The 21,112-nt window shown below is 61.8% G+C and carries 14 protein-coding genes; all 14 read left to right on the plus strand.

The annotated features are described in order from the left end of the window. The first annotated feature begins 36 nt into the window (after positions 1-36). The 14 genes from LKX83_RS15810 to LKX83_RS15875 all read left to right on the plus strand — a co-directional run bounded on the left by LKX83_RS15810 (position 37) and on the right by LKX83_RS15875 (position 21,097). Positions 37-993: an ABC transporter permease gene (locus tag LKX83_RS15810; protein ID WP_227883250.1), complete on the plus strand. Its 957-nt coding sequence runs from the start codon at positions 37-39 to the stop codon at positions 991-993. A 35-nt stretch (positions 994-1,028) separates the two neighbouring features. Next, positions 1,029-1,892 carry a carbohydrate ABC transporter permease gene (locus LKX83_RS15815; protein WP_370639087.1) on the plus strand — a complete coding sequence of 288 codons (864 nt, stop codon included), beginning with the start codon at positions 1,029-1,031 and terminating at the stop codon, positions 1,890-1,892. 137 nt (positions 1,893-2,029) lie between these two features. Beyond that, positions 2,030-3,628, plus strand: coding sequence for an extracellular solute-binding protein (locus tag LKX83_RS15820; protein WP_227883252.1), 1,599 nt, complete (start codon positions 2,030-2,032; stop codon positions 3,626-3,628). 191 nt (positions 3,629-3,819) lie between these two features. Further along, positions 3,820-4,839: a response regulator transcription factor gene (locus LKX83_RS15825; RefSeq protein WP_227883253.1), complete on the plus strand. Its 1,020-nt coding sequence runs from the start codon at positions 3,820-3,822 to the stop codon at positions 4,837-4,839. After that, the gene (locus LKX83_RS15830; RefSeq protein WP_227883254.1) at positions 4,836-6,668 is read left to right on the plus strand and encodes a cache domain-containing sensor histidine kinase; all 1,833 of its coding nucleotides are present in this window, start codon (positions 4,836-4,838) and stop codon (positions 6,666-6,668) included. Before LKX83_RS15825 ends, LKX83_RS15830 begins: the two co-directional genes overlap by 4 nt. A 247-nt stretch (positions 6,669-6,915) precedes the next feature. Further along, positions 6,916-9,126, plus strand: coding sequence for an alpha-galactosidase (locus LKX83_RS15835; protein WP_227883255.1), 2,211 nt, complete (start codon positions 6,916-6,918; stop codon positions 9,124-9,126). Positions 9,127-9,162: 36 nt separating this feature from the next. Beyond that, positions 9,163-10,401, plus strand: a complete 1,239-nt coding sequence (locus tag LKX83_RS15840; RefSeq protein ID WP_227883256.1) for a glucuronate isomerase — start codon at positions 9,163-9,165, stop codon at positions 10,399-10,401. Further along, complete coding sequence (locus tag LKX83_RS15845) at positions 10,398-11,360, plus strand: Gfo/Idh/MocA family protein (protein WP_227883257.1); 963 nt, start codon at positions 10,398-10,400, stop codon at positions 11,358-11,360. Before LKX83_RS15840 ends, LKX83_RS15845 begins: the two co-directional genes overlap by 4 nt. A 62-nt stretch (positions 11,361-11,422) precedes the next feature. Then, positions 11,423-13,549: a TIM-barrel domain-containing protein gene (locus tag LKX83_RS15850; protein WP_227883258.1), complete on the plus strand. Its 2,127-nt coding sequence runs from the start codon at positions 11,423-11,425 to the stop codon at positions 13,547-13,549. A gap of 41 nt (positions 13,550-13,590) precedes the next feature. Further along, positions 13,591-15,918 (plus strand): glycoside hydrolase family 95 protein, encoded by a 2,328-nt coding sequence (locus LKX83_RS15855; RefSeq protein ID WP_227883277.1) that lies wholly within the window; start codon positions 13,591-13,593, stop codon positions 15,916-15,918. After that, a complete protein-coding gene (locus LKX83_RS15860) occupies positions 15,918-17,042 on the plus strand; it encodes a glycoside hydrolase family 88 protein (protein WP_227883278.1) in 1,125 nt (374 codons plus the stop codon). Before LKX83_RS15855 ends, LKX83_RS15860 begins: the two co-directional genes overlap by 1 nt. A gap of 58 nt (positions 17,043-17,100) precedes the next feature. Next, positions 17,101-18,120, plus strand: a complete 1,020-nt coding sequence (locus LKX83_RS15865) for a glycoside hydrolase family protein (protein WP_227883259.1) — start codon at positions 17,101-17,103, stop codon at positions 18,118-18,120. A gap of 413 nt (positions 18,121-18,533) precedes the next feature. Further along, entirely contained in the window at positions 18,534-19,559 is a 1,026-nt protein-coding gene (locus LKX83_RS15870) for a LacI family DNA-binding transcriptional regulator (RefSeq protein ID WP_227883260.1), read from the plus strand. 125 nt (positions 19,560-19,684) lie between these two features. Next, on the plus strand, positions 19,685-21,097 hold the full coding sequence (locus tag LKX83_RS15875) for an extracellular solute-binding protein (protein ID WP_227883261.1): 1,413 nt from the start codon (positions 19,685-19,687) through the stop codon (positions 21,095-21,097). The last annotated feature ends 15 nt before the right edge of the window (positions 21,098-21,112 follow it).

Consider the following 21,112-nt stretch of genomic DNA (forward strand, 5'->3'; position numbering starts at 1 on the left):
TCGCGGCATTCGCTCAACTAGAAAGGAGGGATCGTTATGGCAGCCAAGCTCGAGCGCTCGGAGCAAGCGCTCTATACGTTTGCCACGCGGGGCCACAGGTGGCGGTTCGTCCGCAAGTACTGGCCGCTCTACGTCTTATCGATACCGGGCATCCTCTATTTCCTGATTTTCCGCTATATCCCGTTGTTCGGCTCGGCCATTGCGTTCCAAGACTACAATGTCTTCAAAGGCATCAAAGGCAGCGAATGGGTCGGTCTGGACAACTTCAAGCGTATGTTCCAATACGCGGAGTTCCTCCCGATCTTGAGAAACACGATCCTGATCGGGCTCTATGACCTTGTATTCGCGTTTCCGGTACCGATCCTGCTCGCGCTGCTGCTGAACGAGGTCCGCGCAATGCTCTACAAGCGGATCGTTCAGACAGTCGTCTACATGCCGCACTTTCTGTCCTGGGTCATCGTCGGCGGGATCGTGGTAGGCGTCCTTTCCCCTTCCACCGGCATTGTCAATCACCTGCTGTCGCTCTTCGGCATCGAGCCGATCTACTTCCTCGGGGAGAACGGCTTCATTCGCACGATCCTCGTAGGGTCGGGCATCTGGAAGGACAGCGGATGGGGCACGATCATCTACTTGGCTGCCATCGCCAGCATTCATCCCGATCTGTACGAAGCCGCCCAGATGGACGGGGCCAGCCGGTGGCGGCAGATCCGGTCCATCACGATCCCCTGCATCATGCCGACCATCGTCATCCTGTTCCTCCTTCAAATCGGAAACTTCCTGGATTTCGGCTTCGAGCGGGTGTTCGTATTCCTGAATCCGCTTAACAGCGACAACGGGGAGATTATCGATACGTACGTTTACCGGGCGGGTCTCGTGGATCGGCAATACAGCTACACGACCGCGATCGGCTTGTTCAAGTCGGTGGTCGGTCTCCTCTTGATCGTCATCGGAAACAAGCTCAGCCGTCGCGTATCCGGCGAAGGACTGTACTAAGGCAATGGGAGGAAACGGGGTGAAGCGGCATGATCATGACAAAAGGTCAGAAATGGTTTAATGTGTTCAACATGCTCTTGCTAGGCGCGATCGGTCTGAGCATGGTGCTGCCGTTCGTTCATATTATCGCGCAATCGCTCAGCGACGCGGTGGCTATCAATGCGGGGCAGGTAACCTTCTGGCCCATCGGCTTCACGCTCGGCAGCTACAAGCTTATCCTGCAAGATCCTTCGATCTGGATCGGGTTCCGCAACAGCGTGACCGTGACCGTGTTCGGCACGCTGCTGAATCTGCTGCTGACGGCGATGCTCGCCTATCCGCTGTCCAGGCCCGAATATTTGTTCCGCCGTGCCGTCCTGCTGATGGTGCTGTTCACGCTGGTGTTCTCGGCGCCGCTCATTCCGAATTATCTGCTCATCAAAGAGCTTCACCTGCTCAATACGCTGTGGGCGCTCATGATCCCGATGGCGATCAGCGCGTTTAATCTGTTCGTCATGCGCTCGTTCTTCATGAATCTGCCGAACGAATTGCTTGATTCGGCCAAGATCGACGGCTGCGGGGAGTTCCGGATCTTCTGGAAGATCGTCCTGCCGCTCTCCAAGCCGGCGATGGCGACAATGGGGATCATCTATGCGGTCGCGCATTGGAACCGATATGCGGAAGCCGTGTTCTACGTGAGCGACCGGCGATGGATACCGCTCCAGGTGCGTCTGCGCGAGATCGTCTTCACGGATCAATACGGGCAATCGGACGTGACGTCCGAGCTGCTCGTGCACCTGTCGCCCGAAGGCATCAAGATGGCCGTCATCGTCGTGGCGACGCTCCCGATCATGCTGGTGTATCCGTTCCTGCAGAAGCACTTCATCCAAGGGATGCTCGTCGGGTCGATCAAGTCCTAGGCGAGGGGGAATCCGGATGCCGAACCGTAGAAAAAGACAGCCCTGCTGAAGTTAAGACATACGGAAATCGGAAAAAGGTATCTATAATGGGTTCAGATTCGATAGCGCTTACATTGAAAATGGAGAGGGGCAGCGGTATGAATAAATGGTGGGGTTACGGGTTGACGTTGGCGTTGGCGACGAGCCTGCTGGCCGGATGCAGCGGCGGCGGAAAGCGGGCGGACCCGGGGAAGACGGAGTCGCCTTCGGGCGGCAGCCAGACGAAGCCGCAAGACGACAAAGGCAAGCCAGTGAAATTCTCGTTCCTCATTCCGACGACGGTAAGCTCGGGATACCACACCCGCATTCCCGACCTCAACAAGGACAAGTGGGTGTTGAAGCTTGAAGAATTGACCCATACCGACATCGATCTGAAAATCATGGAGGATTCCAAGTACGGCGTCATGTTCGCCAGCAACGAGATTCCGGACGTGGTGGGGAGCATCGGCGGTCCGGGCAGCAAGTCGATGTCCGGCTCCGTAGAGAGCGGCATCTTCATGCCGCTGGACGATTTGCTGAAGACGAACGCCCCGAACCTCATGAAGCTGATCCCGAAGGCCGCATGGGATACGGTGACCTATGACGGCAAGATCTACGGCATCCCCGAGTTCCTGATGAATCCGTCGAGGCGGGCCACCTACATTCGGACGGACCTGCTCGAGAAGACGGGGCTAAAGCCGCCGACTACGATCGAAGAGTTCCTGGACGTGCTTCGGGCGTTCAAGAAGATCGGGGTGGATACGCCCTACCAGATGCGCGAGAATTTCAAATACGCGGATCTCGTGCTCGGCGCGTTCGACGTCCTCCCCTACAAGGATCAGTTCGAGCTGGTCGACGGCAAAGTGCAGCCGAAATTTTTCGACTCGGAGAACATGATGAAGGCGCTGAACGTGTACAAAACGATGTACGACGAAGGGTTGATCGCCAAGGAATTCGCCACGATCACCTCGACGGACTTCACCAAAAGCCTCGACGCGGGCAAGGCGGGCATGTGGTCGCAGAACGCGTCTGGCTTGGTCGGGTACCGCACGAACGTGACCCGCGCCATTCCGGAGGCCAAGATCGATATCATTCCTTCGCCCAAAGGACCGGAGGGCAAGGGCGGTTATTTCCTCTACTCGCCGGTCGTCCGCACATTCTACATCAACAAGAACGTCGATCCGGAGCGGGCCGCGGGCATCGTCCAATTCTTCGATTGGATGGTCAGCCCCGAGGCCGAGAACTTCTTCACGTTCGGCATCGAAGGGGACACCTATACCAAAGGCGCGGACGGCAAGATCGATTACAAGTTTCCGCAGACGAAGGAGGAGCAGGAGGAGGAGAGCTTCCGCAGCGGTACCCTGTGGGCCGTCCATGACTCCACGTACAACAAGCTGCGCTTGGAGCTGAACGAGGACGGCCGGGCGACGCTCAAGGCGTTCGACGAAGTGCTGTCCAAGGAAGGCCTGCCGGGCATCGGCTTCTATCCGGAGCTGAACACCTTCAGCAAGTATCCCGATCTGGCGGCCCCGCAGCCGGACGTCGGACCCAAGATCATCATCGACCACATGGTCAAGATGATCTACGGCAAAGAGCCCATTTCCGACTGGCCCAAAGTCATCGACGAGTACCTGTCCAAAGGCGGTAAAGAGATTCTTAAGGAAGCGAACGAACGCTGGAACAACAAAGACGGCGCGATCCTGATCGAAAACCAATGAACGGCCCTAACGCTCCCCTTCACCGGGGAGCGTTTTTCGCGCGAGCGTAAAAAAACACAACCGACCGCAAACGAAGCCATTCCGGAGAAGGCGGACATTGGCGATGATAGAAGCGTTGAAGAAGCCCCAACCGCATTGTATGATCGAGGTGTATCGCGAAGGACATTCCAGAACGGGCAGGGGGAACGTTCATGCATGTACTCGTCGTAGACGACGAACCCGTCATCCGCAGAGGAATCGCCAAAATGGTCGAACAATACGTCCCCGCATGCGCCAACGTCGATACGGCGGACAACGGCATCGCCGCCTTGGACCGCATTCGCGCGGCGGAGCCCTACATTGTGCTGACGGACATCCGGATGCCCAAGATGGACGGACTTGAACTTTGCCGGATCCTGCATGACGAGTATCCTCACGTCCAAACGGTCGTCATCTCGGGGTACAACGACTTCGGCTACGCCCAGAAGTGCGTGGGCTACGGCGTTAAGCATTATTTGTTGAAACCGGTTACAAAACCGGATATCCAAGAGGTCCTAAACAGGCTCGCCAAAAAGCGGACGGCCGGCTACATCGCCCCGTCCCGGTACGTCGAGTGGATCGATCTGATGGAGCAGCACATCTGGTCCGCCCAAGCCGACGAGCTGTCTGCGCTGAACGGTCGGCTGCGCGCGGATTACCTGGCCGCGAACTTATCCTTGGCTCAGCTCAAGGAGCTTCTCGACGACTGCTGGACGATGCTCCTCAAGCGACTCCGGGCTCGCGAATTCACGCCAGCAAGGGAGCGGACCTTCCAGAGCGCTGGCAATGCGGGGGCCGCGTTCGACGCGTTTGAGGACGATCTTCGCCGCGTTCTGGAAGAGCTCCTGTCGATGCGCGGAGGCAACTTCCGGGATCCGATGCAGGAGGTGAAAGCGTATATCGACAGCAAGCTGTCGCAGGAGATTACGCTCGAACAGGTCGCCGCGATGGTCGGGCTGACGCCTACGTATTTCAGCTCGCTGTTCAAGAAGATGACCAACGAGACCTTCGTCAAATACCGGATCAACAAGCGGATCGATCGTTCGAAGGCGCTGCTGGCCGTGCCGCATATCCGGATCGTAGATATCGCCGCGGAGGTCGGATACGACGACTACCCCCACTTTACGAAAACGTTCAAGAAGCTTGTCGGGGTTACGCCTTCCGAATACCGGGCCTCGTTGGGCATCAAATGAGATTCCGCAGCCTGTACGCCAAGCTGATCTTCTATTTTCTGGTCGTCATCGGGTTCACTCTGAGCGGCGTCGCCATCGCGTATACGACTTCCTCCCGGGAGCTGGACGAGCTGGCGGAGAAGCAGATGGCGCAGATCGTCAGCAACGCCGCCAACCATACGGACTTGTACTTGAAGGATTACGAACGGTCCATCGTGTCGCTGCTCACGAACCGCTTCGTATTGGAGTTCATCGGTTTGCCCCGCGATCGGGAGGCGTACGACTATTACTATTACCGCAAGTGGATCCGAGAGGTTGGGGCGGACCCGCTGTTCATCCGCAACCCCAATATCGAGGCCGTCTACGTGATCAGCGAACAGGGCAATGCCGTCTACTACTTCAACAATTCGAACGAGCAGTCCTTCGGCCCGGACGAGATTCGCGAGCAGCGGGATTACTTCATGCGCAACACGAGCGCGGCCGGCCGGCTGAGCATCCTGAAGCACAGTGTCATGACCGGGCGGGAGAATCAGATGCTGACGCTCGTCCGCCGGATTCGCGGGTTCGGGTCGCCCGAGCTGAGCGGGCTGGTCGCCATCGAGATGCGCTCCGCGGATCTGTCCGCGCTCTGGAAAGGGGTAGACCTGGGGAAGTTCGGCTACCTCTTCATCGCGGACGAGAACGGCCAGTTGATCTATCACCCGGAGACCGACAAAATCGGCAGCACGCTGCCCGAAGCCTTCCAACAGAAGCTGATTCGGGCGGGAGACGCCTCCTTCGTCGACGATCGCGAAGGCGAGCGGCGGATCTACATGGCGGGGATGTCGGATTACTCGCGCTGGCGTCTGGTCGTCTCGATGCCGGTCGACGAATGGCGGAAGCCGGTCACGAACATCCGCAACTCCACGCTCCTGTTCGGCTCCTTTACGCTGCTGCTCGCGATTCTGCTCGCTTACCGTTTCGGCAAATCGATCACGAGGCCGATTCAGACGCTGAAGTCGGGCATGCGAGAGACGGAGAAGGGCAATTGGGCGCCGATCCCGCTGCCGAAGCACCGCGACGAGATCGCGGAGCTGATGCTGCGGTACAACACGATGGTGAAGCGGCTGTCGGATGCCGTGGACAAGGTCGTCCAGGTCGAGCTCAGCAACCAGGAGATCCGCATGGAGCGGCAGCGGGCGGAATTCCAATCGCTGCAGCTGCAGATCAACCCTCATTTCATGTACAACACGCTGGAGACGATCGTCTGCTACGCGGCCGTTCAGGATTCGGAGGAGATCACCGAGATCGTCAAATCGCTGGCCTACATGCTGCGATATTCGGTACAGACCAATCTGGAGGAGATCACGATCGCGAACGAGTTGAAGCACGTCATGTACTACATGAACGTGATGCAGCACCGCATGGGAAGGGCCTTCGAGATTGATGTCGCCATCCGGCCCGCTTATTTGCTGCATGCGATGGTTCGGCTCACTTTGCAGCCGCTGGTGGAGAACGCGTTCCAGCACGCGTTCCCGGAGGGGGCGGAGGATTACCACTTCATCCGCATCGATTGCGGCGAAGATCAGGATCGGCTGTGGATCCGCGTAGAGGACAACGGCAGCGGGATACCCGCGGAGAGATTGGCGGAGCTCAGGCGCAAGCTGGAAGCGAATCGTCTGGCCGAGGACTTGCCGGACGCAGCCGGACACAAGGGAGGCATCGGCCTGTTAAACGTGCACCGGCGCATTCAGATGGTGTTCGGGGAGCGGTTCGGCTTGCGGATCGAGAGCGAGGAACAGGTCGGTACCCGGGTGACAATGGTGCTGCCGAAGGGAAGGCGGGCATCGGGGTATCGGCAGCTGCTTTAAATCGAGAGCGTCTTTGTCTGCGTCTATGCGCGCGGCGAAGGCGCTTTTTGACGTCCGTCGATTAGGGCCCCTTTGCCTGAAGGTTATCGGCGCGAACGGTCTTAGGAACAAACGGTCAGCGTAGGAAAACACAGCCCGATCAATAGAAACGACATGGTCGCGCCGGGTGCGGAGAGGTATCATGGAGTCGTTCTCGTCGCGGAGGTTCGCAGAGCGTTCCCAATCTATCGGAATAGGAATGAGAGAGATGTCCATCGCCTACGACGGCGCCTCGCAAACGTTCCATCTGCAAGGCCCGTCTTCGAGTTATGTCATGCAATTGGTTCACGGCAAATACCTGGCGCACGTCCATTGGGGAGGCCGGGTCCGGGGCACGAACCTCGGCGGTCTTCACGCGCGCAGACGAAGATGCTCCTTCTCGCCGATCGTGGATCAGTCGGACCTGACGCTGTCGCTCGATACGCTGTCGCAGGAGCTGCCGGGCTTCGGCAGCGGAGACTTCCGCGTGCCGGCCTATCAGCTGCAAACGGACGACGACGGCGCGACCGCGTGCGAGCTGGTCTACGAGTCGTATCGGATCTTTGCCGGCAAGCCGAATCTTGAGGGGCTGCCCGCCACTTATGCGGAGCGTGAGGGAGAAGCCGATACGCTCGAGATCGTGCTTTCCGACGTGCTGATCGGGCTGCGGGCGGTGCTAAGCTACACGGTATTCCGCGATTTCGACGCGGTGGCGCGCTCGGTTCGCTACGAGAATGCCGGCGCGCGTCCGATCCGGCTGCTCCGCGCGCTGAGCGCGGGTATCGACTTGCCGGACGACGGCTTTGACGCGCTTCAGCTCCAGGGTTCCTGGGCGAGAGAGCGGCACATCGAGCGGCGCCCGGTTGCGTCCGGGGGGTCGGTCATCGAGAGCAGGCGTGGAGCGAGCAGCCACTCGCTGAATCCGTTTCTCGCGCTGCTCCGGAAGGGCGCGGACGAGACGCGCGGCGAAGTGTACGGCTTCAGCCTCGTCTACAGCGGCAGCTTCGTCATCCATGCCGAGGTCGATCCCTACCGGACGACCAGGTTGGTCATGGGCGTCAATCCGTTCGATTTCGCATGGCTGCTGAAGCCGGGCTCGTCGTTCCAGACGCCGGAAGCGGTGCTCGTCTATTCCGCGGAAGGCCTAGGCGGGATGTCGCGGACATACCACCGGCTGTACCGCACGCGTCTGTGCCGGGGCGCGCATCGGGATCGCGCGCGTCCCGTCCTGCTGAACAACTGGGAGGCCACGTACTTCGACTTCGACGCGGACCGGATCGAAGCCATCGCGGGAGCAGGGAGGGAGCTGGGCGTCGAGCTGTTCGTGCTCGACGACGGCTGGTTCGGGCGGAGGGACGACGATAAGAGCTCTCTTGGGGACTGGATCGCCGACCGGCGCAAGCTGCCGGGCGGGATCTCCGACCTGGCGGCTCGCGTGACGAATCTGGGCCTGCAGTTCGGCCTGTGGTTCGAACCCGAGATGGTGTCGCCGGACAGCGAACTGTACCGGATGCATCCGGACTGGTGTCTGCACGTGCCCGGCCGCAGGCGTTCGGAGGCGCGCAACCAGCTCGTGCTCGACTTTACCCGGCAGGATGTCCGGGACCATATCGTCGAAGCGGTCGGTGCCATTCTGCGGAGCGGACCGATCGTTTACGTCAAGTGGGACATGAATCGCAACATGACGGAGATCGGCTCTGCGGGGCTACCGCCGGAACGCCAGCGGGAGACGGCGCACCGGTACATACTCGGCCTCTACGAAGTGCTGGAGCGGCTGACGGGGGCGTTTCCGGACGTTCTGTTCGAGAGTTGCTCCGGCGGCGGAGGGCGCTTCGATCCGGGGATGCTCTACTATATGCCGCAGATATGGACGAGCGACGACACCGACGCGGTAGAGCGTCTCAAGATCCAGTACGGCACAAGCATCGTCTACCCGGTCAGCGCGACGGGCGCGCACGTATCGGCCGTGCCGAATCATCAGGTACGCAGGACGACGCCCCTGGAAATGCGGGGTCATGTCGCCATGTCGGGCAACTTCGGCTTCGAGCTCGATCTGGCGACGTTGACGGCGGAGGAGAAGGAGTCGGCGAAGCGGCAGATCCGTCTCTACAAGGAGCTGCGAGGTTTGGTTCAGACCGGCGATTTCTATCGGCTCCTAAGCCCCTTCGAGGGCAACGACACCGCCTGGATGTTCGTATCCGACGACAGGACGGAGGCGCTGGTCGCGTACTTTCGGGTTCTCTCCGAACCGAACCCGCCGCTGCGTAAGCTCCGGCTGCAGGGCCTCGACCCGGCACGCGACTATGCGGTGTCCGACCCGGATTTTCCGGAGGAGGCCGCCGACCGCTTCGGCGGCGACGAGCTGATGCGGATCGGCCTGCAGCTGCCGGTCCGGAAGGGCGACTTTCAAAGCCGGCTGTACCGGCTAGCCGCCGAATGACGAGAGGAGAGCCGCAAAAAAAAGGAGGCATTGACGATGAACGTTCGAGCGGAAGAAGGCAGAGATGAATTCATGGCGCAAATCATGGGACTGCCTGTATTCGACACGCACACGCACCTGGTCGGGGACCGGCTCGGAGCGCGGGATTTTTGGGAGCTGGCCCACTACTTCTGGCTGCTCAGGGAGATGCAGGCGGGCGGCTATCCGGCGAATGCGGCGGAGCTGCCGGAAGAGGAGCGCATTCGCGCCTTTCTGGCCGCCTATCGGGCGACCCGAAGCACGCTGATGAATTGGGCGTTCACCGCGACGCTGCGGGATCTGTACGGCATCGAGCTCCGCGATGCCGAGTCGGTCCGGCAGGCGGATGAGGCAATCCGGCGTTCGGGCGCGAGTCCGACGTGGGCCCAAGAAGTCGCGGACCGGCTCGGTATCCGGCGGTTCGTCGTCAATCACCCGGAGCATGCCGCGTTCCTGGGGATGCGCGAGCCCGCCGTGATTCTACCGCGAATCGACGGACGCATCGGCCAGTGGACCGACGAGGTGGCGGCTTCTCTGAATCCCGCACAGACGCTTGAGGAGGTCGGCGCGACTATCGCCGCCCTGTTCGCCTCCTATCGCGCGTCTGGATGCCCGGGCATCATGACGACCTTGCCCCGGTACGAGACGAGCGCGCGCGAGACTCGGCCGATTGGGCCGAACGCCTCGCGCGACGAGATCTTGATGGAGTTGCTGCACCGGATATGCGCCGAAGCGGAGCGGAGCGGCTTGCTCGTCCAACTGTTCTTGGGCGTGGAGCGGTCCTGGTGCGGTACCGCCGTTCCGGCGAACGACACGTCGCGCATTCTGAAGCTGTCCGCCTTGTTCGAGCATTATAGCTGCCAGTTCGAACTGGTGCTCGCCTCCGAGTTGAACAATCTGGATGCCGTGCAGGCGGCCTGGAACTTCCCGAACGTGCACGTCGGCGGCATGTGGTGGTTCAACTTCCGCGCCAGCACCTACCGGGACAGCATGCAGTACCGGCTCGAGGCGCTGCCGGCCGCGAAGAGCTCGTTGGTCGTCTCCGACGCGCGGGGCATGGAGTGGTGCTACGGCAAGATCCTGCTCGTGAAGCGACTCGCGGGCGAATTCCTCTGGGAGCGGCTGACGTCGGGGTGGATCGACCGGGAGACCGCGCTCCGCACGGCGAGAGAATGGCTTTGCGACAGCGCCGCGCGGAGATACGGATTGGCTGAAGCCGAGACACGAGTGCGAGATGACGAGGGGGCATCCGCATGAAGGCGATCCTAGTCGGACTTGGGAACGCGGGCTATAGCTGGTACAAGCGTCTGAGGGACCGCGGCCATCTGGCGGCCGTCGTGGAGGTCGATTCCGCCATGCGCGCGAAGCTTAACGGCGAGCCGGTTCCGTTCTATACGTCGCTCGAGGAGGCGCTCGACAGGGAGTCCGCCGACTTCCTCGTCAACGTGACGTCCCCGGCCGTGCATACCCGGGTGAACCATGCCGCTTTCGACCGCCGGCTCCCCGTCCTGTGCGAGAAGCCGATCGCGTTCGACTATGGGGAGTCGGTAGAGGTGGTGGCTCGGGCGGACAGGGAGGGCATTCCGTTCATGGTGGCCGAGAATTACCGACGCTTTCCCTACGTCCGCCTAATGAAGGCTCTGCTGGAGCAAGGCGTCGTCGGCCGAATCTCAACGATTGACGTCTCGTTCTTCCGCTATCACCGCGTGGAGCGGAAGTACGCGGTCCGAATTCTGGACGATATCGGCGTGCACCACTTCGACATGCTCCGGTATCTGACGGGCCGGGAGGGCGTGATCGTGCAGGCGCGGCTATGGAATCCGGTCGGCGGCTGGCAGGAGGACGGAGCCTCGCTGAACGCGAGCGTGCTGCTCGAGCTGGAGGACGGCATCGCGGCGACCTATGCGGCCTCGATCGCGTCGCGGGGACCGGAGACGCCCTGGAGCGGCGACTGGCGGGTCGAGGGGACGATGGGCATGCTGGAGCTGGCCGGCCAGCGCCTCCGGCTTCATCGGGATGGCGAGGTGCAAGCATTCGACGACTGGGGCGGTGTTGATCGTTCCGATACGCTGGACGAATTCCTGGCCTCGCTGCGGGAGCGCCGGGAAGCGGAGACGTGCGGGCGGGATTACCTCAAGACGCAGGCCTTGATTCATTTCGCGAATCTGGCGGACGAGTCGGGTCGCAGGGAACGGGTGCTGCTCCCGCCGCTATAGCGTCAGAGGTTCAAGCTTCGATCCGGCACGATACGTTGAAGGAGGCGCAGGAGATGACGAGGATGACCTGGAGATTAGCGGCCCCGGGCGTATGGTGCTTGACCGTCGGGAGCCCGCACCCTTTCACGCCATTAACTTGGGTAGGGGCGGCGCCCAAGCTCGAGGCGCTGGGGCGGATGCCGTCGGCCGATCCGCCTTTCTCATGGGCGGACATCGCGCTGGCGGAAGGCGGGGGAGGCCGCCGGATCCTGATCTTGCCGCTGGACGGGCGAGAGAAGCTGTACGGCACCGGTCTGCAATTCATGCGTTTGAACCAGCGAGGGTGCACCCGCTATCTGCGCGTTAACAGTGATCCGAAACAGGATACGGGCGAGACGCATGCACCCGTCCCGTTCTACGTGAGCGACCGGGGGTACGGCGTATTGATCGACACGTCTCGCGCAATCACGATGTACCTGGGCTCCAGCTTTCCCCTGGCGGATACGCGGGTGGAGGACGCGAGGGACCGCAACCGCGATCCCGGCTGGCGGGCAACGCTCTCCGCTTCGCGCGTCGAGATCCCCTTGCCCGACGAAGGCACCGAAATCTACGTGTTCGGCGGTCCTGAGTTGGGCGACGCGGTGCGCAGATACAATCTATTCTGCGGCGGCGGTACCCTGCCGCCGAAGTGGGGGCTCGGCTTCTGGCACCGGGTGCCGACGCAGTTCGGCGCGGAGGAGGCGCTCGCGGAAGCGCTGGAGTTCCGCCGCAGGGACTACCCTTGCGACGTGATCGGGCTGGAGCCGGGCTGGCACAGTCGAAGCTACCCGGCGACGGGCGAATGGGATCCGGAGCGCTTCGCCGAGCCCGAGCGGTTCGTGCGCGAGTTGCGGGACCACGGGTTCCGCGTCAATCTGTGGGAGCATCCCTACGTCTCCCCGGAGAGCAAGCTCTATCCGGAGCTGCTGCCATATGCCGGCAGCCATACGGTCTGGGGCGGGCTGGCTCCGGACTATGCGATGCCGGAGGCTAGGGAGGCGTACGCGAAGCAGCATAGGGAGCGGCACGTCGCGATCGGCGTGTCCGGCTACAAGCTGGACGAATGCGACGGCAGCGAACTGACGAACAACGCCTGGATGTTTCCCGGGCATGCCGCGTTCCCTTCCGGTCTCGACGGCGAGCAAATGCGGCAGATGTACGGCTTGCTGTTCCAGAAGATGACGAACGACCTGTACCGCGCGGACAACCGGAGAACCTACGGTCTCGTACGGGCGTCGAACGCGGGGGCCTCCTCGCTCCCTTACGTGCTCTATTCCGATCTTTACGATCACAGGCAATTCATCAGGGCGCTCTGCAACGCTTCGTTCTGCGGGCTGCTCTGGACGCCTGAGGTGCGTAAAGCGCGCAGCGCGGAGGACTGGGTGAGGCGGATGCAGACCGTCGTCTTCTCCCCGCTCGCGATGCTGAACGCCTGGGGCGACGGGACCAAGCCCTGGTCGTTTCCGGAGGCGGAGCCGATCGTCCGCCGGTATCTGAAGCTGCGGATGCGGCTGCTGCCCTATCTGTATTCGGCATTCGCCCGTTATAGGGACGAAGGCGTCCCGCCTTTCCGGGCGATGCCGTTCGTCGTCTCGCCGGAGGAGGCGGCGGTCGCGGAGGCGCGGCTGGGACGGGAGACGGAGACGCTGAACACGACGGACGCCGCCTATGGCAAGCGCCTCGCTCCGGCGTGGGACGATCAATATATGGTCGGCGAGTCGTTGCTCGTCGCGCCGATGACGGAAGGCGAAGCCGAAAGGAACGTGCTTCTGCCGGCGGGCGTCTGGTGGGGGCTCGACACGGGCGAGCGCTACGAGGGAGGAAGGGTCATCCGGGTTCGGCCGGGCCTCGAAACGATTCCCGTCTTCGTCCGGGACGGCGCGATCCTGCCGCTGGCGGAGGTCTTGCCGCATGCGCCGGGGCCAGGCGAGCGTACGCCGCTTACGCTCGTTCATTTCGGATCGAGTCCGGGAGAAGGATGGCTGTATGACGACGACGGCGAGACGCTGGCGCATGAAAGCGGGCAAGGCGGCTGGTGGAAGGCGGTCGTGACGCGCGAAGCGGACGGAAGCCTGAAGGCGGCATTGAACGGAACGGACAAGGCGTCGTTGCCCGCTTCCTATAGCGTCATTCAGTGGCGTCTCGCTCAGACGAAACTCGACGATGAATAATCGTTCATGGGCGCGGATCGGCGCGAAGGGAGGGAATCGGCATCGAGCATCGACTCTGGTATGACGCTCCCTCCCGCGAGTGGGAGGAAGCGCTGCCGATCGGCAACGGCAGACTCGGCGGCATGGTATATGGTTCGGTGGCGGCCGAGAAGATCCAATTGAACGAAGACTCCCTCTGGCACGGCGGCCCGAATCCGGGAGACAACCCGGCCGCGCCGGCGCATCTCCCGCACATTCGCAGCCTGCTCGCGCAAGGCAAGCAGGGCGAAGCGGAGCACCTGGCGCGAATGTCGCTGACGTCGAGCCCGAAGTATCTGCAGCCCTATCAACCGCTGGGAGAGCTGCTGATCTGGATGCAAGGACATCAAGGCACGCCGGTACGCTATGTGCGGGAACTGAATTTGCGTGACGCCGTGGCCAGCGTGAACTATACGTTGGGTCAAGTCGCGTATGGAAGGCAATATTTCTCCAGCGCGGCCGATCAGGTGATGGTCGTCCGCTTGACGGCCGGCACCAAGGGGGGGCTCACGCTGGGCGTGAACCTGATGAGGCGTCCGTTCGATCCGGGAACGGCCGCCTGTGCGCCGGATGCGATCTTGATGCGGGGACAATGCGGACCGGATGGCGTCCGATACGCAGTCGCCGTCCAGGCCGTCGCGGAGGGCGGGACCGTCCGGACTTCGGGGGATTTCCTCTCGATCGAAGGCGCCGATGCCGCGATGCTGCTGCTGGCCGGGAACACGACGTTCCGCACGCCGGACCCGGAATCGCTGTGCAAGGAGCAATTGCGCCGCGCGAGCAAGCGAGGGTACGCATCGCTGCTGGCGCGTCACGTGCGGGAATACTCGGCGTACTACGGGAGAGTCGAGCTTGAGCTGGGGAACGGCGGGGAATACGGCCCGGATCCGGTCTCGCTGCCGACGGACGTCCGTTTGCGGAAGCTGCGCGAAGGTGCAGAGGATCCCGGGCTGTTCGCCCTCTATTTTCAATACGGCCGCTACCTTCTGCTGTCCAGCTCGCGTCCGGGCACGCTCGCGGCCAATCTGCAAGGCATCTGGAACGCGAGCTTTACGCCCCCGTGGGAGTCCAAGTACACGATTAACGTCAATACGCAAATGAATTATTGGCCAGCCGAGCCCGCAGGACTGCCGGAGTGCCATGAGCCGCTGTTCGACCTCCTCGAGCGGATGCTGCCCGCCGGTCGGGAGACGGCCAGTCGCCTATATGGCTGCCGGGGGTTCGTCGCCCATCACAACACGGACTTGTGGGGGCAGACGCACGTGGAGGGGATACTCCTATCCTCCTCGATCTGGCCGATGGGCGCTGCCTGGCTCTGTCTGCATCTATGGGAGCATTACCGGTTCGGCTTGGACCGTTCCTTCCTCGCGAGACGCGCTTATCCGCTGATGAAGGAAGCCGCTCTTTTCCTCCTCGACTATGTGACCGAGGACGAGCGGGGGCGGCTGGTGACCGGTCCCTCGCTGTCGCCGGAAAATCGCTTCGTCCGGCCGAACGGCGAGACGGGGACGTTGTGCATGGGGCCGTCCATGGACAGTCAGATCGTTCATGCGTTGTGGACCGCCTGCATCGAGGCGGCGCGCACGCTCGGACTGGACGATGCGTTCCGCGGGGAGTTGGAGACGGCCTTGGCGAAGCTGCCGCGGCCTGCCGTGGGCAAGCGCGGGCAAATCATGGAGTGGCTCGAGGACTGGGACGAGGCGGAGCCGGGGCACCGTCACATCTCCCAGCTGTTCGCGCTGCACCCGGGCGGGCAGATCCACGCCCGGCGCACGCCGGAGTTGGCGGAGGCGGCCCGGCGGACGATCGTTGCGAGGTTGGCGCACGGCGGCGGTCATACGGGGTGGAGCCGCGCCTGGATCGTGAACTTCTGGGCGAGGTTGGAGGAGGGGGAGGAAGCCTTCAAGCATTTGCGGCGGCTGCTCGAGACGTCCAGTTACCCGAACCTGTTCGACGCGCATCCGCCGTTTCAGATCGACGGCAATTTCGGAGGGGCGGCAGGGATCGCCGAGATGCTCCTCCAGTCGCATGCGGAGGAGTTGGTCCTGCTGCCCGCCGTGCCCGCCGTTTGGAGCGAAGGCCGCGCGAGAGGGCTTCGCGCGAGGGGCGGGTGGACCGTCGATCTGGCGTGGAAGAACGGGCGGTTGACGGAAGCCGCCGTCGCGGCGGCGTACGATCGTCGCTGCACGGTGCGCAGCGCCGTTCCGGTGGCGATCTATCAAGAAGAGACGTATGTCTCCGAGTCGAAGCCCGGCGGGGAGGCCGAGTGGCAGGCGGAGCGAGGCAGAACGTACCGGATCGTCGGAAGCATGCAGGGCGATGAGACGGAACGCGAGGAGAGATGTCGATGATGAATCTGATGAATCTGAAGCCGGGAGATCTGGACGACTGGTGGTCCGGGATCTTGCGGAAGACGGACCGGATGTTGGAGGCGATCGGGGACGCTTCCCCGCACGTCTCGGCGGCCGGCGTCTATGACGATGTGCGGCTGGACTGGTGGACTTCGGGCTTCTGGCCGGGGCAGCTGTGGCTGCTTCACGAGCTGACGGGCAGCGCAACCTACCACGAAGCGGCCTGGCCATGGGATGCGCGGATCGAACAAGCCTTCGTCCGGGACAACAACTTTCACCACGACGTCGGCTTCCAGTTCTTGCCGACCGCCGTCGTGAAGCACAGGCTGACCGGCGACGAGGACGCCTGCCGGCGGGCGTTGGCCGCCGCGGGCTTCCTGGCGGGGCGGTTCAACCTGAACGGGCGGTTCCTCCGGGCGTGGAATCAGGACAAGATCGGCTGGGCTATCATCGATTCGATGATGAACTTGTCTTTGCTGTTCTGGGCTTCGGAACGTTCGGGCGATCCGCGGTACCGGCAGATCGCCTGCGCGCACGCCGATACGGTGCTGAGCCGCTTCCTCCGACCGGACGGGTCGGTCCATCATATCGTCGCGTTCGATCCCGAGACGGGCGCGGTGAAGGCGTATTTGGGCGGTCAAGGACACGCGCCCTTCTCGTCATGGAGCCGGGGTCAGGCGTGGGCGCTGTACGGCATGGCGAACGCTTATCGGTATACGGGCATTCATCCTTATCTGCATGCCGCCCAGCGGATCGCGCACTACTTCGTCAGCTGCCTTCCGGAGGACGGCGTTCCGCATTGGGATTTCCGGGCGCCGGATCTCGCGGCGCAGCCGAGAGACACTTCCGCAGCAGCCATCGCCGCGTCGGGCCTGCTCGAGATCGCGCGGCTGGCCGATCCCGAATGGGGCGGAATCTATCAACTCGCCGCGGAACGGCTGCTTCTCGCCCTGTCGTCGGAGCGCTACAGCGCTTTGAACGACCTGGTCTATCAGGGCTTGCTGAAGGAAGGGACGGGCCACAAGCCGGCGGGCTCGAACGTGAACGTCTCCTTGATTTACGGAGACTACTTCTACATGGAGGCGATCGCCAAGCTTCGCGGCTGGACGAACCGCATCTTTTAAGGATGGGATGCAGGAGGGGCGGACTCACGCAATCTCCGGAAAGGAAGGGGAGAGAGAATTGACGACGAGAAGCTTGCGCGAACGGTTCTTGCCCGCCCCGAGAAACGGCGGCTTCCGGATGGACGGCTACTGGGTTTGGTGCGGCTCGGTCGTTCGAGGAGAGGACGGGCGGTATCATCTGTTCGCCTCCCGCTGGTCCATGCATCTGCCGATGCATCCGGGGTGGCTCGTTCATTCGGAGGTGGTGCGGGCCGTATCCGACATCCCGGAAGGTCCCTATCGATATGAGGAGACCGTCCTGCAGGCCAGAGGCGCGGAATACTGGGACGGCCGCAGCACGCACAACCCCCATATCGTGAGACATGAGAATACGTATCTGCTGTACTACATGGGGACGACCTATCCGTTCCCGGACGTCCGGCCCGGAGAGAGCTACGGTTTGGACGACCCGCGCTGCATCGTAGCCCGGGCGAACAAGCGCGTCGGACTGGCGGTTTCGGACAGCGTATTCGGCCCTTGGCGGAGGAGTGATCGACCGATCGTGGACGTTCGTCCCCGCCTGTTCGACAGCTATCTGACATCGAACCCGGCGCCTTGTCTGCATGAGGACGGGTCCGTTCTATTAATCTACAAGGCCAGGCAGTATAGGGGGTATCGATACAGCGAGATGTCCCTCGGGGCTGCTCGGGCGGATCATTATCGAGGACCCTATCTGAAAATAAGCGAAGAGCCTCTGTTTCCTCCTTCCGAAATTCATCTCGAAGACCCTTTCGTTTGGAAGACTTCCGCCGGTTACGAAATGATCGCCAAGGACATGGAGGGGAGATTCGGCGAAAAACACGGAGGCGTCCATGCGCTGTCGCCGGACGGTTTGAACTGGCAGGTAGCCGAACGCCCCCAAGCCTACTCGCGGACCGTCGTCTGGGAGGACGGGGCGGTAGAGCGGATGGGGCATTTCGAACGCCCTTTTCTATTGTTCGAGGATGGCAGACCGACGCACCTATTCGCGGCTACGGCAGACGGGGAGGACTTCGGGTGCAAGAACACGTGGAATATGGTCATTCCGTTGTCCGAGTGACCCAAGAACGTCATCTGGACCTCCTGAACCTCCCGACAGGGAGCAACCTTCGAGTGTAACCTTACGGCCAAGCAGGCCTGCTCCTTCTTCAAGACGGCCAGGGCGCTTCCCTGACGGTGCTCAAAGTCGGGTAATCCCCAAGCTGCTCCGGCCCTTTCCCGAATGTGGGAGAGGGCTTTTCGGCGTTCGATCCGATACGGTCGCAACCGTAGAGCCCCAGCACGTCTAAATAGAATCGTTTCAATTAAAAGAGATTCGCACCACGCGAAATTGCCAAATTATGATAGTATTTTCATTAATATCACCCAAAATTCCTCTTGCAAACGGTGTCATTTTTGCTTATATTGGTAATAACTTATTGAAACGATTCAACGAATGAGCGACAACGATCGATCGTTCCCCGGGAGGGCGCCATGGCCACTATCAAAGACGTCGCCAGACACGCGGGCGTAGCCGTCTCCACGGCTTCGTACGTGATCAATAACGACCCCAGAATCAGCGAAGAAACCAAACGCAAAGTTTGGGCGGCCATCGAAGAGCTGGACTACCGGCCGAACGCCGTCGCGCGGAACCTGAAGCGGCGGAAGACGGAGACGATCGGGCTTTTCCTCACCGGGTTCGGCGGCCCCTTCTTCAGCTCCATCATCCAGGGGCTGGAGGAAGTCGTCATCGCGAACGGGTACGACCTCGTGGCTTGCAGCACGCCGGGCAACCATCAGGGATCGGCCAACCGCTTTTTGCGGGAGAAGCAATTCGACGCCGCCATCGTCTTCGGACCGACAATCCCGGACGAGCTCATTCTCCAGGTCGCGCGCAAGGACTTTCCGATCGTCGTGATGGATCGGGAGCTCAAGGCCGACCACGTGCACCAGGTGCTGGTGAACAACGTGCAGGGAGCGGGCACGGCAGCCAAGCATCTGATCGGGCTGGGCTATCGCAAGATCGGCTACCTGAGCGGCGGCGTAGGCTCGTACAACAACCAAAAGCGGTTCGAGGGCTTCAAGAGTGCTTTGGCCGAGGCCGGGATTCCCTACCAAGCCGCCTTTACGGCGCAAGGCCATTTCACGGAAAGCGGCGGCTACCAGGCGATGAAGTCGCTGATCATGAGCGGCAACGTGCCGGAGGCGATCTTCTCGGCGAACGACGAGATGGCGATCGGGGCGATCCAGGCGCTGACGGAAGCGGGCTACCGCATCCCCGAGGACGTGGCGATCGTCGGCTTCGACGACATCCGGCTGGCCGCTTTCGTCCGGCCGGCGCTCACGACGATCAGCCATCCGAAGCATGAATGGGGCACGCTCGTCACGCATGTCGTGTTCCAGGCGCTGCAGGAGGCGCAGAGCGAGCCGCGTTCGATCCTGCTCGACACCGAGCTTGTCCTCCGGGATTCGTGCGGGGCGCAGTTGGTTCGCGGCGATTCGGGCATCACGGGCATCTAGGCACCCGGCAAGTAAACTTCGCGGGAGGTGATGGCGCGACAGGCAAAGACGGAAACGGCACCGCGCGAAAGCTTGCACTTCCAAGCATGACGATCAACACATTCTCAAGCTGGGGGAACGTCACTATGAAAAAATCGATCGGTATGATTCTGTCTTCCGTAATGCTGGTCGGGCTGCTCGCCGGCTGCGGCGGCAAGTCCGGCAACGGCAACGCGAGCCCGAGCGCCAGCCCGTCCGGCGAAGCCACGCCTTCGTCGTCGCCGTCGGCTTCCGCCTCCGCCTCGCCCAGCGCCTCTTCGTCGGGCGACGTTGTAACGCTGAAGTACGCGACCTGGAACGATCCGGTCCTCGAGCAGAAAAAGCTGGACGCCTTTATGAAAGCGCATCCGAACATTAAGATCGAGATCGACAAGTCCGTCACTTGGCCGTGGGACGAGAAGCTGGGCGCCGCCGCGGCAGCCGGCAAAATGCCGGACGTCTTCTTCGTGTTCAACGGTCCGTCGAACGTCGCGAACGGCTGGCTGGCGGACATGAAGCCTTATCTGGACGCCGACGCGGACTACAAGCCGGAGAACATCTTCGGCAATCTGAGCGACACTGGCGCCTACAACGGCAAGCAGTATATGCTGCCGCACCAGCTGTTCATGCAAGGCGTCCTGATCAACGTGGACCTGTTCAACAAGGAGAACATTCCGCTGCCGACCAAGGACTGGACGATCAAGGACTTCGAGAAAATCGCCAAGAAGCTCACCAAAGTCAGCGACCATCAGTTCGGCGTGCAAAACCTGCTGGGCGCGCGCGAGCTGTTCGTCCCGCAGTTCGATCCTTCGCTGGGCTGGCTGACGTATGACGGCAAGCAGTTCAACTTCGACAAGCCGGCCTTCTCCGATACGATCCACTGGATCAACAACGTCGTCTACAACGACAAGACGTCCGTCGATTTGTACGAGCGGGCGGAGCAGGACAAGTGGTACGGCAAGGATAAGGACGCGTTCGTCGCCGGCAAAATCGGCATGAAGGTCGACGCCAATTGGGCGTTTGCGGACGTCGCGAAGAACGCCAAGTTCAAGTGGGACTTCCTGCCGCTGCCGGGCAACAAGGGCCAACGCCTGCCGCTCATTACCGACTACATCGGCATGGCGGCCAACACCGAGCATCCGAAGGAAGCGTTCGAGTTCATCAAGTGGCTGACCTACTCCAAGGACGGTTGGACGCAGCGCATCAACGAGATCGAGAAGCCGATCACGTCGCTGCCGCTCGTGAACGATCGGGACGTCTGGGACGCCTACATGAGCACGACGTACACGGCGCCGGGGCTGAAGGACGCAATCGCGATGATTCCCGACGGCTTCGTCGACGGCTACAAATGGCTGCCGGGAGACGCCGAGATCATCGACAAGGTGCTCAATCCGTACGACACCAAAAAGGAACTCGTCTCCCTCAAGGTGAAGCCGGAGGACGTGGCTAAGGATATTCAGAAAAAAGCGATGGACATCTTCAACAAGAATCAAACGCAAATCGGCGCGGTTACCAAGTAAACCCACAGATCCCTC

The sequence above is a fragment of the Cohnella baijiui genome, assembly GCF_020731285.1.
GTDB lineage: Bacteria > Bacillota > Bacilli > Paenibacillales > Paenibacillaceae > Cohnella.

Excerpts from the sequence above, each read along its gene's own strand:
- LKX83_RS15810 (WP_227883250.1), top strand. The coding sequence starts at position 37 with ATGGCAGCCAAGCTCGAGCGCTCGGAGCAAGCGCTCTATACGTTTGCC.
- LKX83_RS15815 (WP_370639087.1), top strand. The coding sequence starts at position 1,029 with ATGACAAAAGGTCAGAAATGGTTTAATGTGTTCAACATGCTCTTGCTA.
- LKX83_RS15820 (WP_227883252.1), top strand. The coding sequence starts at position 2,030 with ATGAATAAATGGTGGGGTTACGGGTTGACGTTGGCGTTGGCGACGAGC.
- LKX83_RS15825 (WP_227883253.1), top strand. The coding sequence starts at position 3,820 with ATGCATGTACTCGTCGTAGACGACGAACCCGTCATCCGCAGAGGAATC.
- LKX83_RS15830 (WP_227883254.1), top strand. The coding sequence starts at position 4,836 with ATGAGATTCCGCAGCCTGTACGCCAAGCTGATCTTCTATTTTCTGGTC.
- LKX83_RS15835 (WP_227883255.1), top strand. The coding sequence starts at position 6,916 with ATGTCCATCGCCTACGACGGCGCCTCGCAAACGTTCCATCTGCAAGGC.
- LKX83_RS15840 (WP_227883256.1), top strand. The coding sequence starts at position 9,163 with ATGAACGTTCGAGCGGAAGAAGGCAGAGATGAATTCATGGCGCAAATC.
- LKX83_RS15845 (WP_227883257.1), top strand. The coding sequence starts at position 10,398 with ATGAAGGCGATCCTAGTCGGACTTGGGAACGCGGGCTATAGCTGGTAC.
- LKX83_RS15850 (WP_227883258.1), top strand. The coding sequence starts at position 11,423 with ATGACCTGGAGATTAGCGGCCCCGGGCGTATGGTGCTTGACCGTCGGG.
- LKX83_RS15860 (WP_227883278.1), top strand. The coding sequence starts at position 15,918 with ATGAATCTGATGAATCTGAAGCCGGGAGATCTGGACGACTGGTGGTCC.
- LKX83_RS15870 (WP_227883260.1), top strand. The coding sequence starts at position 18,534 with ATGGCCACTATCAAAGACGTCGCCAGACACGCGGGCGTAGCCGTCTCC.
- LKX83_RS15875 (WP_227883261.1), top strand. The coding sequence starts at position 19,685 with ATGAAAAAATCGATCGGTATGATTCTGTCTTCCGTAATGCTGGTCGGG.